Source organism: Cylindrospermopsis raciborskii Cr2010, assembly GCF_003367075.2.
Taxonomy (GTDB): domain Bacteria; phylum Cyanobacteriota; class Cyanobacteriia; order Cyanobacteriales; family Nostocaceae; genus Raphidiopsis; species Raphidiopsis raciborskii.
Genome location: NZ_CP065936.1, coordinates 3,088,337 through 3,102,107, shown reverse-complemented (window position 1 = coordinate 3,102,107; position 13,771 = coordinate 3,088,337). Strand labels below are relative to the sequence as shown.

At 41.4% G+C, this 13,771-nt stretch carries 12 protein-coding genes and 1 pseudogene; 2 read left to right on the top strand and 11 right to left on the bottom strand.

What is annotated here, in order from left to right; all coding sequences use genetic code 11:
• Positions 1-73 precede the first annotated feature (73 nt).
• The 6 genes from C6N34_RS14190 to C6N34_RS14165 all read right to left on the bottom strand — a co-directional run bounded on the left by C6N34_RS14190 (position 74) and on the right by C6N34_RS14165 (position 5,451).
• Positions 74-583, bottom strand: a complete 510-nt coding sequence (locus tag C6N34_RS14190) for an inorganic diphosphatase (protein WP_006277419.1) — start codon at positions 581-583, stop codon at positions 74-76.
• Positions 584-710: 127 nt separating this feature from the next.
• Entirely contained in the window at positions 711-899 is a 189-nt protein-coding gene (locus C6N34_RS14185; RefSeq protein ID WP_040009108.1) for a hypothetical protein, read from the bottom strand.
• Between the two features lie 145 nt (positions 900-1,044).
• Positions 1,045-1,818 (bottom strand): hypothetical protein, encoded by a 774-nt coding sequence (locus tag C6N34_RS14180; RefSeq protein WP_115538579.1) that lies wholly within the window; start codon positions 1,816-1,818, stop codon positions 1,045-1,047.
• A 37-nt stretch (positions 1,819-1,855) separates the two neighbouring features.
• Complete coding sequence (locus C6N34_RS14175) at positions 1,856-2,827, bottom strand: S1 family peptidase (RefSeq protein WP_115538578.1); 972 nt, start codon at positions 2,825-2,827, stop codon at positions 1,856-1,858.
• Between the two features lie 139 nt (positions 2,828-2,966).
• Positions 2,967-3,953, bottom strand: a complete 987-nt coding sequence (locus C6N34_RS14170) for a DUF362 domain-containing protein (RefSeq protein WP_115538577.1) — start codon at positions 3,951-3,953, stop codon at positions 2,967-2,969.
• Between the two features lie 88 nt (positions 3,954-4,041).
• The gene (locus C6N34_RS14165) at positions 4,042-5,451 is read right to left on the bottom strand and encodes an aspartate ammonia-lyase (protein ID WP_096543529.1); all 1,410 of its coding nucleotides are present in this window, start codon (positions 5,449-5,451) and stop codon (positions 4,042-4,044) included.
• A 254-nt stretch (positions 5,452-5,705) separates the two neighbouring features.
• Here C6N34_RS14165 and bioD point away from each other — a divergent pair, with 254 nt between their 5' ends.
• Positions 5,706-6,398 carry a dethiobiotin synthase gene (gene bioD / locus C6N34_RS14160; protein ID WP_115538576.1) on the top strand — a complete coding sequence of 231 codons (693 nt, stop codon included), beginning with the start codon at positions 5,706-5,708 and terminating at the stop codon, positions 6,396-6,398.
• Positions 6,399-6,405: 7 nt separating this feature from the next.
• Here the strand turns inward: bioD and C6N34_RS14155 are convergent.
• The 5 genes and pseudogenes from C6N34_RS14155 to C6N34_RS14135 form a co-directional block, all read right to left on the bottom strand.
• Positions 6,406-7,153 (bottom strand): annotated as a pseudogene (locus C6N34_RS14155) (YebC/PmpR family DNA-binding transcriptional regulator).
• A 47-nt stretch (positions 7,154-7,200) separates the two neighbouring features.
• Positions 7,201-7,989, bottom strand: coding sequence for a twin-arginine translocase subunit TatC (gene tatC / locus C6N34_RS14150; RefSeq protein ID WP_096543523.1), 789 nt, complete (start codon positions 7,987-7,989; stop codon positions 7,201-7,203).
• A gap of 61 nt (positions 7,990-8,050) precedes the next feature.
• Entirely contained in the window at positions 8,051-10,225 is a 2,175-nt protein-coding gene (locus C6N34_RS14145; protein WP_115538575.1) for a lytic transglycosylase domain-containing protein, read from the bottom strand.
• 123 nt (positions 10,226-10,348) lie between these two features.
• On the bottom strand, positions 10,349-10,744 hold the full coding sequence (locus C6N34_RS14140; RefSeq protein ID WP_236107157.1) for a hypothetical protein: 396 nt from the start codon (positions 10,742-10,744) through the stop codon (positions 10,349-10,351).
• A gap of 330 nt (positions 10,745-11,074) precedes the next feature.
• Complete coding sequence (locus C6N34_RS14135) at positions 11,075-12,379, bottom strand: FAD-dependent hydroxylase (protein WP_057177225.1); 1,305 nt, start codon at positions 12,377-12,379, stop codon at positions 11,075-11,077.
• Positions 12,380-12,628: 249 nt separating this feature from the next.
• On the opposite strand from C6N34_RS14135, the gene pstS reads away from it, so the two are divergent.
• A complete protein-coding gene (gene pstS, locus C6N34_RS14130; RefSeq protein WP_057177226.1) occupies positions 12,629-13,666 on the top strand; it encodes a phosphate ABC transporter substrate-binding protein PstS in 1,038 nt (345 codons plus the stop codon).
• Positions 13,667-13,771 lie beyond the last annotated feature (105 nt).

The following is a 13,771-nucleotide window of genomic DNA, read 5'->3' as shown; positions in this document are numbered from 1 at the left end:
GATTGGGACTGAAGTAGTGCACACAAGCATTCTTTTGTTTTTCACATCCACCGAAGAACCTGTTGTTGCGTCCCTACTTAGCAGCAGCGACACACTTTTGCACTAAAGGTGCAACCTTATCCGCATCATGCCAACCGAGAATTTGTGTTACCTTCTTCTCCAAATTTTTATAACTACGGAAAAACTCAGCAATTTCTTCCAACCTATGGGGAGGGATATCCTTCAGCGAGTTTACATGGGCATAGCGAGGATCCTTAACAGGAACACAAAGGATTTTTTCATCCCGTTCACCACCATCAATCATTTCTAGAAACCCAATAGGTCTAGATGGAATAACGCAACCGGGGAAAGTTGGTTCATCCATGATCACCATGCCATCTAAGGGATCTCCATCCTCAGCTAGGGTGTTAGGAATAAAACCATAGTCATAAGGGTATTTGACGGAAGAATAAAGCACTCGGTCTAAGGCAAAAGCATTTAATTCCTTATCAAATTCGTATTTATTCTGACTCCCACCAGCAATTTCAATCAGCACATTAATCACACCTGGTTTAGGTTGAGCAGGAATAAGAGATAAATCCACAACAAAACTCCCGTACTAACAGTTAATTTATTTGGAACCAGAGGTTCTCTTGCTAGATTTTAGGATAATTGTGCTATGTTCACATCCTTATTTAAGAAATCTGATCTTATATCTGGTTAGTTCATGGCTATGGTTTATCTCTTGTCAAATTGTAGATTACCGGTTGTGGTGGATTCTGAACTTCCGCTGAAGAATAATGGGAAATGATTAGTACAGGCATAATTAGGGTTAAAAGAGCAATTACCGTTCCCACAATATCTGCTACACGTTGGGAGTATGTGTTAGACAGGTTAGTAGACGGGCCATTTGAATCCATAAAAAGTTTGATTTGGGTTTTCCCTAATGGTTCCACTCTTCTTGTTTAAAAGAGAGTTTCCCTTCTATTCTAGCTACTTTTCTTGGTTTCGGTCAGTGGTTTTAAAAAACTTAATCCCACTCACCCACTTAGAAAGAAGTAAAGCTTATTGAGGAACACATTTGGAATTAAATCCGTAGACTTCTGGCCACTTTTCCACTGTGCCCTTGCCAATCCTAACAATTCTAGCGTCACCATTTTCAAATTTTAAGCGAATTCGTATTTCTCTTGGTTGCGCACTTCTGAGGAAGTTAGCAGTGCCCTGATCTACTGCAAAAAGAGTAGTAGCCATGTACCAATTGCTAGATATTTGCTTGTTGGAGTTCTCTGCTGGTTGATTGTTTGCACCAAATAAAAGGTTACCTATAAGGCTATTTACACTAGTTCCCTGTGCCCGGGTATAGTTATAAGGAACCTTAAATCCTCTCACTTGGGTGCTAGGGTTGCGTTCCAGTTCTATAATTTGGTTATTAACTCCTATCTCTAGGGTTTTGGGAACTAATTGCTGTAATTCCGCTTGACCATCATTGGGTGATTTTTGCACCACCACTTGTAAAAAACATCCATCTACATTGCTTCCCCAAAGGGAAACAATCACAAACCTACCTGGAAAAGGCTGGGAAAATGGTCCAGATAAACCGCTGTCAGGTTCTCCGTGTCGGTCTATAACCACCTTCCCTGAAATAATATCAACCAGAGAGTCCTTAATGTTGGCTACTTGACTAAAGGGGAAACCTCCAGCACCCCAGGGTATTCCCTTGGTTATATTTAAACTATCCTGCTCTATGACAGCTTGGGCGATCGCCTGTTGCTGATTGGTATAGAAACAACCTAAAACGAGCATTACTGATGAAATAGTACTTAAATAACTCTTCCACATAGTATTCTCCTCCTGTGTAATCTTAAATTTTGCAAATCTAACAAACAGTACCCGGGCAAACTGCTGGTCCACTAGGCGCTTTGTATCTAGTGGGTCTTCTGGGAGAATCACCGGGAGCTACTGGTGGAGGAGGGGGAAGTACCGGTTGTACAGCACTGGTGGGAGGTTGTTGTCCCGTCAACGAGAAAAAGGTATTAATGGGAATACCCGCATTAAACCCTGTCTTTCCTCCAGAAGATGCTCCTGTTTCCCTTTGTCCGATTATTTCCCTAATTCTTGGGCGTTTACGACCCCGGGTTTCTGATTCACCACTATCCTGATCAGTATGTGCTAATCCGTGAATACCAATAACTCTACCAGAACCATCAAACACTGGTCCGCCACTATTACCAATATAAGTATCAGCGCTGTATACCAAACTATAACCCATTTGTCCCTTGGGGATCAAAGTAACTAATTTACCGGGCGTAATAGTGAAAGTCCTATTTTTACCTTTGTTGCCAAAAATGGCAGGAAATCCAGCCACAGTCACATCAGTACCTAGTTTCACCTGACCGGAGTTTCCCAGAACAGCTACGGCATAATTTTCCCCTGATTCAAAAGTAACTGTTGCTAAATCTGGATCACTTGGTGCTTTTTGTAGTACCTGACGATCTTTAATTGGATATTCTTTGCCCGTGTTAGTCTGGATAGTATACTTAAAACCCGTTTCGCATGCTACCTTTTTTCTTGCCAGTGCGATTTCATCAAGGTCACAGACAACATGATTCGCTGTTAATACGGTGTAAATTCTACCTGATTTGTTAATAATTACACCTGAACCTCCATCCGCTTCCCGCCCCTCTTGATTATCAAATATATTGATTTTAACGGTAGTTTTTTCCGCTATTTCGTATACCCCTTCTGCTGCCAAGGACACCTGTACCCCAGTAGCTATAACAACTAAAAGAGTAAACCCTGACACCATGTGATTTTTCACTAGAATTGGATTAAGTAAACCCCTGTTCATGGCTAGTTAGAACCTTAACTCTACCTCAACCACATTATATAAATTACATACAAGATTTGTCACCTACTTTATCTTTTTTTATCTTTGTTTTCCCCGTAGTTCACATTCCCATAAGTCCCCACTCCCACCCCTTTGGCTTTTAACCTCGACTGTAAGCACCCATTGGTTCCTTGATAAACCGGATATAAAGATGTTTGAAAGTTGACTTAATTACCCGGGGCATAGCAAAATCAATGGGCATTAAATTATCAGGTAATCGCCAGTCTTCTATTTGTAACAAATCTGGAGATAAATGGGGAAATTCTATATCTGTCAATTCAGGAGAAACACCCAAATTTTGGGCAGCTACCATGGTAGGTACTTGCATGGGATCAACTTTGAGTATTTCTAATACTGCTCGGTCTAGGGCAAACACATTCTCTGATGCACCTAAAACACCTAGATCACGAGGTTCACCACCACTCGGTCCATTACCTTCATGACCAATAATCCCATCTAAAATAGTCAAACTAGGATTAATTGCTCTGGCAGTTTCTACCAACATTTCTCCGAATTTTTTGGCATCTTTACCTGCTTCCATGTGCCACCAAGCTTTCATCTTTCCTGGGACACAACCAAACAAATTCTTTACTCCCATAGTGACTGTTAATTGCATGTGGGATTTCACTTTTGGTAAATTAATAATCACATCTGCTTCCATAGCTTCCTTCGACAAGAGCAGATGATTAAATTCATAGCTTTTTCCGGAACCCTCAGGACAGGTATAACGTTGACCACGAAATTCCACAATGGGAATGTTCAACTCCTCTAAAAGTGGCAGCAATCCATTGGCCGTGGCCACGCCCTTAGCAGTACCAAACGCCGGACTATCTCCTAGAAAAGGTTTTCCACCAGCTTCTATCACCTGCTGTGCAACAGCGCGAATCAGTTCTGGACGGGTAGTACATTCCTTGGTGGGTCGAGCACCTGTTAATAAATTGGGTTTCAACAGTACCCGGTTCCCAGGTTTCACGAAAGCTCCTATTCCCCCTAAGGGATCTAATAGGGTAGTTAGGGATTCTTTTAAAGCATCCTGTTGGTAGGATGTGGCTCTAATTAAACTAACTTGTGGTTTTGTTGTCAGCATAAGTTAAGGAGTGGTTAATTGATTTTACTTAATTCATTTTAAATTGATTGTAAAGGCGAGTTTCAAGTTTCCCCATTCCCCCAAAAAATTAGCACAGTGGAACAATAGTACTCATTTGTTCCAAATCTAAAACCAAGGCCAGTTGTTCTTCAGTCATTAGACCCCTTTCCAAAACAATTTGTCTTAGAGATTTCCCCGTTTCTAAGGACTCCTTGGCTACAGCAGCAGCATTTAAATAACCAATATGAGTATTTAATGCTGTAACTAAAGCTAAACTTCCCTCAGCATAACCTAAACATCTTTCTCTGTTGGCAATAATACCCTGAATACAATTATCTGTCAAAGCTCTAATTGTATTACCTAATATCTCAATACTATGAATCAAGTTATAGGCTATAAGCGGCATCATCACATTTAATTCTAATTGTCCCGCTTGGGCAGCAAGAGCGATCGCCTGGTCATATCCCATAACCTGAAAACAAACCATAGATGTCATTTCTGCCATAACTGGATTATACTTACCTGGCATAATAGAAGACCCTGGTTGTACGGGTGGTAATTGAATCTCTTTAAATCCGGTTTTGGGTCCAGAATCCATCAAGCGTAAATCATGGGAGATTTTGACCATATCTTGTGCCAGATTGCGCACTGCACCAGAAGTATTAACAAATGCTCCCATACTTTGCATAACAGCCATTAAATGGGGCGCTGGTTCCAGGGGAATTTCTAATAATTGGGAAAGCACTTCCACTACCCTTTTGCGGTATTCGGGGTGAGTGTTCATTCCCGTACCAGCTGCACTTCCCCCTAAACCCAAGACCATCAAATCCCCAGAAGCAGTGTATATGCGATTTTGATGTTCACTAAGAATATGGGACCAAGCTCGAAAATTCTCCCCTAACCGCACTGGAACCGCGTCCTGAAGGTGGGTTCTTCCCGATTTAACAATGTGTTGAAATTCCACCGCTTTTGCTTCTAGGGTGGCAATTGCCTTTTCTAATACGGGATGTAGGGTTTGGGTTAGGGCCAATAAACCACCTAGTCTAATAGCTGTAGGAATGACATCATTGGTAGACTGACCATAGTTAACATGATCGTTAGGACTAACCCGCTGGTAATTTCCTTTCTCATCCCCCAAAATTTCTAGGGCTCGATTGGCTAGAACTTCGTTGATGTTCATGTGGTGGGATGTACCTGCTCCTGCTTGGTAAACATCTACCACAAACTGATCCCGTAATTTCCCCCCTAGTATTTCGTCTGTCGCTTGAACTATGGCTTTACTTATATCTAAGGGTATACAACTCAACTCACCATTAACTATTGCAGTTGCTTTCTTAATGTACAAACAGGCATCTACATAGCTGGCTAGTGGCTTGATTCCACTTATGGGGAAGTTCTCCAGGGCGCGTTGGGTTTGGATCCCATAATATACGTTATTGGGAATTTGGCGATCGCCCATGGAATCCCGTTCAATGCGAAAATCTATATTACTCATAATTACTCACATAGTTAATGATAGTTTATTGGAGATTAGGTGGGTGGGTGGAATTAAATATAAGATGAACGTAGGTTGGGTTGAAATATGAAACCCAACACCCCCATGGGTCTCGTTACTCGACCCATCCTACAAATAATTGTGCCTCCCTACTTACGCCAAAATATAAATTATCCCATAAGTGATACTATAGTAGTGTTAGGATCCTCCTTTTCCATTTGTTCACTGTGAAACATACCTGAATACCCGCTAATAAATTGTCTAACACACTACTAATCGCTGGAACTGATACAGGTGCTGGCAAGACCATATTAACCTGTTCTATAGCGGCTTACTGGCTAAAGTACCTTCCCCAAAGTCGCTTGGGAATCATGAAACCTTTACAGTCTGGTGTAGGTGATAAAGAAACCTACCAGTCTCTTTTTAGTTTGGATCAGTCCGAGGAAGAAATCACCCCTTTGTATTTTCAAGCACCGTTGGCACCCCCAATTGCTGCGGCCAAGGAAAATCGGACTATTGATTTGGGTCTGGTTTGGCGAACTTTTCTCAAATTACAAAGGGAAAGGGATTTTTTACTGGTGGAGTCCCTCGGGGGTTTAGGTTCACCCGTAACGGATGAATTGACCGTAGCTGATTTGGCGGGAGAATGGCGTTTACCAACGGTTTTGGTTGTTCCTGTTAGATTAGGTGCGATCGCTCAATCCGTAGCTAATGCGGCTTTGGCTAGACAAGCCAAAATAAACTTATTGGGGATTGTTTTGAATTGTAACCAACCTCGTTCGGAAGAAGAAATAGGGGATTTAACTCCGACCCATTTAATTGAGTCTTTAACTAACTTTCCAGTTTTGGGTTGTTTACCATACCTAGAAAATGTTAATGACTTAGAAACCCTGGCTGAAGTTGCATCCAAATTGACAATTCCTGTGTTGTCTGAATTACAGGTTGGCTGAGTTCGGTTTACATAGAAAATGCTTTAATAATATTTTCCGCCATATCAAAATTAGCTGTTACACTTTGCACATCATCCAACCCTTCCAGGGTGTCAATCAGTTTTAGCAGGGACTTAGCTTGGTCTATATGGGTAACTTCCACTTCAGTTTGCGGAATCCAACGTATTTCCACCTCTGTGAGTTTAAAGTCTTTAGCTTTGAGTGTTTGACTCAATTTCTCTAGGTTGGACACCTGGGTGAAAACCTCAGCTACTTGTTGGTCAATCATTTCATAGCTCTCAGCATCACCGACAAGGGATGCTTCTAATAGGTTTTCTTCATCCTCCACCCCTGTAACTATACAAACTCCCCTTTGGGTAAACATCCAACTGACACAACCAGTTTCTCCCATTTTTACTGAAAGCAACCCGTAAATCCGCTGCGGTTCGATTGCGGTTGTCTGTTAATGCTTCCACTAATATGGCTACCCCACCTGGTCCATAACCTTCGTAGCGAATCTCTTCCAAACTATTACTATCACTACCTAAAGTACCCGCACCTTTAGCGATCGCCCTTTCAATATTATCATTGGGGATACCTGCTGCTTTAGCTTTATCAATAGCTGTTCGCAGTTGGAAATTTCCTGTGGGATCTGGTATGCCATTTTTAGCAGCAATAATAATTGCCCGGGAAAGTTGAGTGAAAACACTGCCTTTTTTGGCATCTACTACCGCTTTTTGACGTTTAATATTTGCCCATTTACTATGTCCTGCCATAACCAGCACCAACAACACTAATTAAGACTAAACTATGACAATCCAGGTTATTTCTCCGTTAGTTTGACTAAACCAACACCACCAAAATACAAAGCCAGGACTGCTCCTGCTAATAGACTTTGGGTGAGGGGATCGGTGGAGGGTGTTAACACTGCTCCTAAAATCATAGATAACATAATCACCAGTCTCCAACCATTGAGCATTTGCTGTGATGAAACAATTCCTAACTTGCTTAGCAATAATTGGATAACTGGGATTTGAAAGGCTAAACCAGTACTAAATAATAGCAACAGAATAAATTCAAAATATTTTTCAATTGACCATAGCTGTTCTACTACGTCAGCTCCATACTTAACAAAAAATTGTAAAGCGGCAGGAATAAGTAATAAATATGCAAATACTAATCCACCTAAAAACAATATACTAGAGCCAAAAACTATGGGAGCTAATAGTCGGCGTTCACGACGAGTTAAACCGGGTAAGACAAACTGAATAATTTGGTAAAGAATCACGGGACTGGATAGAACTAAACCGCTATAACCAGCAACCTTCAGGGAGACGAAAAAATATTCTCCCGGTGCCAATTGTAAAAATTTAATCCCTTGGGCTGGTATTTCTAGTAGTCGCACCAGGGGTTTGACTACTAGAAAACAACCCACAATACCTACTACCACCGCAATTAAAGAATAGAAAATCCGCCGTCGCAGTTCTTCCAGATGGTCAAAAAACGGCATTTCCACTTCGTCTGGGAGTTCATCTAGGGGGTCCACAGGTAAATTACTGGTGTCCTCAGCAAAATCTATGGTTTCTGTCTCTGTTTCTGGTAAAGGTGTCATGAGTTGGGTTGAGTTGGCAACATTCCTTAACTATTTTATATTTTATCTTTTTTACCGTTGGTTAGTTTCCAGATTTGGCGTATTTACTAACTAAGGTTGAAATCTCCGGGTTATACAACCGTAGGTAATTCCAATAATTCCCCAACACCTGACGCACGTAATTTCTGGTTTCCCCAAAGGGTATTTCCTCCACAAATTCGTCGGGATCCTGTTTGGGTATGGTTCGTAACCACTTGGCAACATTGCCAGGTCCTGCATTATAACTGGCGATCGCCAACATGGAATTATTATTATATTCCTGGTGGGTATGATCCAAATACCAAGTTCCCAACATGATATTATCATTGGGGTTTTCCAGGTTAATAGTTTTCATATCCACACCAATTTGTGGTGCTATCCATTTAGCTGTATTTGGCATCACTTGCATTAAACCCACAGCACCAGCTACTGATTTAATTTTAGGTTGGAACATTGATTCCTGTCTCATTAAACCTATCACCAGCAGGGGATTTACCTGACGAGCTGAAGCCCACTTTTGTATTGGTTCTAAGTATAATAGGGGATATCGTGCTTGCCAATAGGTAATTTGTCGACTTAAAACAGCATATTCAGCTCTCTCCTCCGGGGTTTCCCTATCTTCCAACTGAGATATTTTAGCAATACCAATGAGGTTATCACCCTTTACTAACCGCATCAACCCTTCCGTGAACTGTTCTTTTACCGTGGGCTGATTGTTATTTTTAAATCCCGTCTCCCATTCATACCAGGCATCCCGATCTTGTGCCATTAAATACAGTTCTTTGAAAGTATCCGTACCAGCAGGGGGTAAAGGACGTTGGGGTGAGGTAATTTGGGGATTGAGTAGGCGTAAATTATTAAAATCACCCACATCCCATCCCAGGATTCTAGCGGAACGCCAAGCATAATAGGACTGGGGAAAGTTAGCGAGTACGTACTCATAGGACTTACGAGCTTCCTCGTTTTTACCCAGTAGACTTGCCCATTTACCTACCCAAAAACTGGCTCTTGGTGCCAAAATGCTGCCAGGATTCTGGGTAGGAATTGGTTGTGCCCACTCCCATGCACCAATATAATCCCGGTTTTTAGCTTTATTCAGGGCAGTTTGCCAACGGTATTCTGTGGCAGCATCAGAGCTGCTATATTTACTTAGAAGTAATTTCCAGGTTTGATTAGCTGACTGATTATCCTTGAGACTGGTCAGCAATTTAGCCTTTTGTGCTAGTGCTTGTGGTGCTTGAGAAGGGAATTGAGCAATTATTTGGTCAAGATAGGATATGGCATCCTTCCCCGAAGACATTTCTGCCAGTCTTAATAGGGCTGTTCCTGTTTCTTTCTTTTTAGGAAACAGCTTGACTTGTTGTTTATAAATTACAATTGCTGATTCCCGTTTTTTGTCTATTTGTAAGCCCCTGGCAATACGATATAGATTTTTAGCCGTTTGAGGAGCATTTTTGTAAGCACTGCTGGCTTTAACAAACTCATTATTATCCCAATATGCTGCACCAATCACTTCCCAATCTGCTGGGGTAAGTGAAGATTGGGGAACCAAGCTATCTAAAAAACCTACGGTTCCTGGTTCATCACCAGCATACTTGGCCAGAATTAACTGTAATTTGGGTTGATTGGGGTTTTCTCGCAGACGATTGCGGATAATTTCCCAGGTTAGCGGATGGGAAGGAAATTCGGCGATCGCTCGTTCCTGTAGTTTTGGTTGTCCAATGAGATACATGGCTTTCACCGCTGCGGGACTTTTTGGATAATCCCTTAATACCCTTTGACGCAGGTCAGAAGCTAACCCTTTTTCCCCCAACATATCTTGAGCTTGGGCTTGTTTCAATAAAATATAAGATGCCAAAACTGGATAATCTTTTTCCAAACCCACCAATAATTCCAACGCTGGTTTACCTTGATTCGTTTGAATATAATCACTAGCCAAGACATAGCGGGCCCTTTCTCGATCTGGAGAGTCTCCTTTTTCAGCAATTTCCCTGAGCTTACTAGATCTTTCTGGTAAAGATTGAGCTACAGTCATGCCAACAGTTGAAGGAGATTGGTCCATTTGAATTGACTGATTTGCTTCTACCTGACTGGGGTCAAACCATTTGCTCAAGGTTTTTTGCGCCTGGGGAAATGAGAACCCCACACCTAAGAGAAAGGCGCCGAGCCCCGCTCCTGTAATCAAATAGACTTGCTTGTTTTGTAGTTTTTTTAACATGGATACTTACTTCTAGCCTAGCCAACGGTTTTGTGCCAATCTAGCACTAGCTCAAAAACTTTGGGAATCAATCTGCCATTTCAAAGGATATTCGACACCAAGGCGCATTTTGGGAACATAACCTTATGGTAACAACTTAAAAGAATCACAAAAACCCTGCATACTTCTAGTCAAAAACCTTTGTCTTTTTTGAGTGGTTTCCGCAGTAATCTGATAAAATCTGTTGTCAATTAAAAATACTCTCTGCTTGACAACTTTCCCGGCAGGAGTAGTATAATTTACTTCTATACCCACGTTATCACCCAAGGTCTTTTTTTCCTCACTGACAATAGTTCCCCGAACTCTCTCTAATGCTGTACTTTTGCCCTGCTCTATAGCTTGTTCCACCAGATTTCTACTTCGTAACAATTGAATGTATTGTGCTGGATAATCAATGTAGGCAACCGTATATTTTGCCTCCTCCTGGGGACGATTTACGGTAAATAGATTTACCTGTAGTTCCCCATTATCACTGGTCATCTTTTGCTGGCTAAGCCTTGGTGTACCCGGAAACAACACGCTAAATTTTCCTTCCTGGGAGGAAAACCGCTGCCATATGGATTTTACTTGTGCTAATTGGCTAATAGTTGGAGTTTGACCAGTTGTGTAGTGATTATGTATAAACAAACTAACTAAGGGAAGTGAAATAACCGATACAAGCGATATCAATTTAGTAGTTTTTGTAATCATAGTAAGTAGGGAGGCACAATTATTTGTAGGATGGGTCGAGTAACGAGACCCGTGGTGTTGGGTTTCATACTTCAACCCAACCTACGTTGGTCTTATATTTAATTCCACTCACCCACTTAATCATAACTGGTTATTTAGTCCATGGAAGTTGGTATTTAGCGATAATTGAGCTAATTGGGGGGTTCTACCCTGGAAACCAATCATTAATTTTAGGGCAAAAACCTTTAATATGGGTATCCTCTGCATTAACCATAAACCTAGACGACGAATAATGACCATAGGTAAGATGTTATTGGAGAATATACGGTCTAATAGGTCTGTAAACCCTAAAATCGCCAAATTTTCATTTTTGCGCCAGCGTTCATACTGCTGCAGAATCTGGATGTTACCAATATCTTTTCCTTGCTGGTGAGCTGTTTGAATAACTTCAGCTAAAGCAGCAGCATCCCGGATACCTAAATTTAAACCCTGTCCACCCACGGGATGACAGTTATGAGCTGCATCACCCACCAAAGCCAACCGGGGGAGAACATAGCGATCGCTTTGCATTAACTGTACCTGAAAAACAAACCGCTCTCCCAGCAATTCTAATTTACCCATCTGGTGACCATAGCGACGAGTCAATTCTGCCAAAAATTCCTCATCACTTAAAGTGCACAGGGTCTTAGCTTCTTCATGGGGAGCAGTCCACACAATACGACACCTATTACCAGTTAGGGGTAAAATGGCAAAGGGCCCACTTTGCCAAAACTTTTCATAAGCGGTGTAGTTGTGGGACTTCTCAGGTCTGACAAAAGCGACTATACAAGACTGCCAATATTTCCAACCCTTCGTTTTAATTCCTGCAGCTTGACGAAGAGGGGACTTAGAACCATCAGCAGCTACCATTAATTTAGTGCGAAACACTTGATCTGCACCATTTATTTGAATATTTACAGTTACTATATCCCCACTAGTTTTAGTGCTAACCACAGTAGCAGGACACAAATAAGTCACATTGGCACAAGTTCTGACAAATTCCTGGAGGGGTTCCAACAGGGCAAAATGCTCTGCCACATAACCCAGTTCCGGTGTTTCTCCCCCCAAATCGGATGTTTGAAATTTGACTACATTTGGATATTCAGCATCCGATAGAAACACTTGTCTATACTTGGCAATGTGAGGGAGAATTTTTCCCCAAATACCAATACCCTGAAAAATACGTGCTGATAACATGTGTATAGCATAGGCTTGTCCCTTAGCTACCGCTGTGGATGTCACCTGAGCTTCCACCAAAAGAACAGTTAAGCCTGAATCCTTCAAAGCAGCAGCTAAAGTTAAACCAACAATACCACCACCCACAATCATCAAATCATAATCATGGCTTTCTGTGGTAGCTAGTCGGGAGTTAGGGGTTTGAGCAACTTCAGATGATGAAAACGACATTTTTAACCTCAGAAAACCTCTTACCTTCCATTTTTACCCAACTCTTCTTAGAGGGCAACCCAAATCACCTTGCACAGCGCTTGTATTCCAATATACTTAAAAAATTCTCAATCAAATCTTAACCAAACCTTAATCTTTTATTTAGCTTCTATTAAAAAAATCTTAATCAGTGGGCATAAAGCTAGATTTGGGACGTAACTTCGTCAAGCAAACAATGGCTAGTATAATATCCCTTAAACACGAGGTAACATGACATTAACCACTATTTTCCGTCCGGTAGTTTCTACAGCAGCACTAACAACAGTCCTAGGTTTTAGTCCATTATTAACAGCAATTGCTCAAGCTGAGACATTAAATGGTGCAGGTGCGACCTTTCCTGCTCCTTTGTATGAGCGTTATGCAAGGGAAGTGAGAAAGAAACATCCAGAATTGAAAGTTAATTACCAAGCGATTGGTAGTGGTGGTGGTATTCGTCAAACTATTGCGGGCACAGTAGATTTTGGTGCCAGCGATGCAGCTATGAAAGATGACGAAATAGCTAAAGTTAAAAACGGTGTAATTTTAGTACCAACAGCTGGTGGTGCGGTTTCCGTGGTTTATAACCTACCAGGAGTCAATAGACTAAGACTGTCTCGTAAAACCTTACCTGACATCTTTTCTGGTAAAATTACTAATTGGGATGATCAGCAAATTAAAGCAGATAACCCTGGTGTTAACCTACCAAATCAACCAATCAGATTTGCAGTTCGTGCGGATGGTAGCGGTACAACCTTTATCTTCACCAATCATCTCAGTTCTATAAATCCTTATTTCAAGGGTAGAATAGGAGCTAATACCGCACCAAAATGGACTCTACCCAACGTTTTAAAAGGAAAAGGAAATCCCGGTGTAGCTGCTTTAGTAGCTCGTACTCCTGGGTCTATTGGTTATGTAGAATATGACTATGCTACCAAAAACAACCTCAGATCTGCAGAAATACAGAACAGGAAAGGAGAATTTGTCGCTCCTTCTTTAGCAGCTTCTAATGCAGCTCTATCAACCGTGACCTTTCCTGCAAACTATCGCGTATTTGTTGGTGATCCAGCCCAGGGTTATCCCATTGTTGGTTTAACCTGGATGATGATTTATCAAAAGTACTCTAATCCTTCTAAAGCTGATGCTATCAAAAAGTGGATTAACTGGGTACTTAAAGATGGTCAGCAGTTTAATGACGACCTAAATTACACAAAAATACCTCAGGACGTGGTTAATCGGGTTTTACAAACTGTGAATAGCACTGTTAAGTAAGGCTTTTTTAAAAAATGGGGGAAAGGTGGTTTGGCTTTTAACGAGCCCCATCCCCCTTTAGTCACTCTATATCAACTCGAGCAGTCACTCAAATTTTTGTTCTTT

Bases quoted from the DNA above. Each gene is read 5' to 3' on its own strand.
- tatC (WP_096543523.1), bottom strand. From the start codon at position 7,989: ATGACACCTTTACCAGAAACAGAGACAGAAACCATAGATTTTGCTGAG.
- C6N34_RS14140 (WP_236107157.1), bottom strand. From the start codon at position 10,744: ATGACCAGTGATAATGGGGAACTACAGGTAAATCTATTTACCGTAAAT.
- C6N34_RS14175 (WP_115538578.1), bottom strand. From the start codon at position 2,827: ATGAACAGGGGTTTACTTAATCCAATTCTAGTGAAAAATCACATGGTG.
- C6N34_RS14170 (WP_115538577.1), bottom strand. From the start codon at position 3,953: ATGCTGACAACAAAACCACAAGTTAGTTTAATTAGAGCCACATCCTAC.
- C6N34_RS14185 (WP_040009108.1), bottom strand. From the start codon at position 899: ATGGATTCAAATGGCCCGTCTACTAACCTGTCTAACACATACTCCCAA.
- C6N34_RS14135 (WP_057177225.1), bottom strand. From the start codon at position 12,379: ATGTCGTTTTCATCATCTGAAGTTGCTCAAACCCCTAACTCCCGACTA.
- C6N34_RS14145 (WP_115538575.1), bottom strand. From the start codon at position 10,225: ATGTTAAAAAAACTACAAAACAAGCAAGTCTATTTGATTACAGGAGCG.
- pstS (WP_057177226.1), top strand. From the start codon at position 12,629: ATGACATTAACCACTATTTTCCGTCCGGTAGTTTCTACAGCAGCACTA.
- C6N34_RS14180 (WP_115538579.1), bottom strand. From the start codon at position 1,818: ATGTGGAAGAGTTATTTAAGTACTATTTCATCAGTAATGCTCGTTTTA.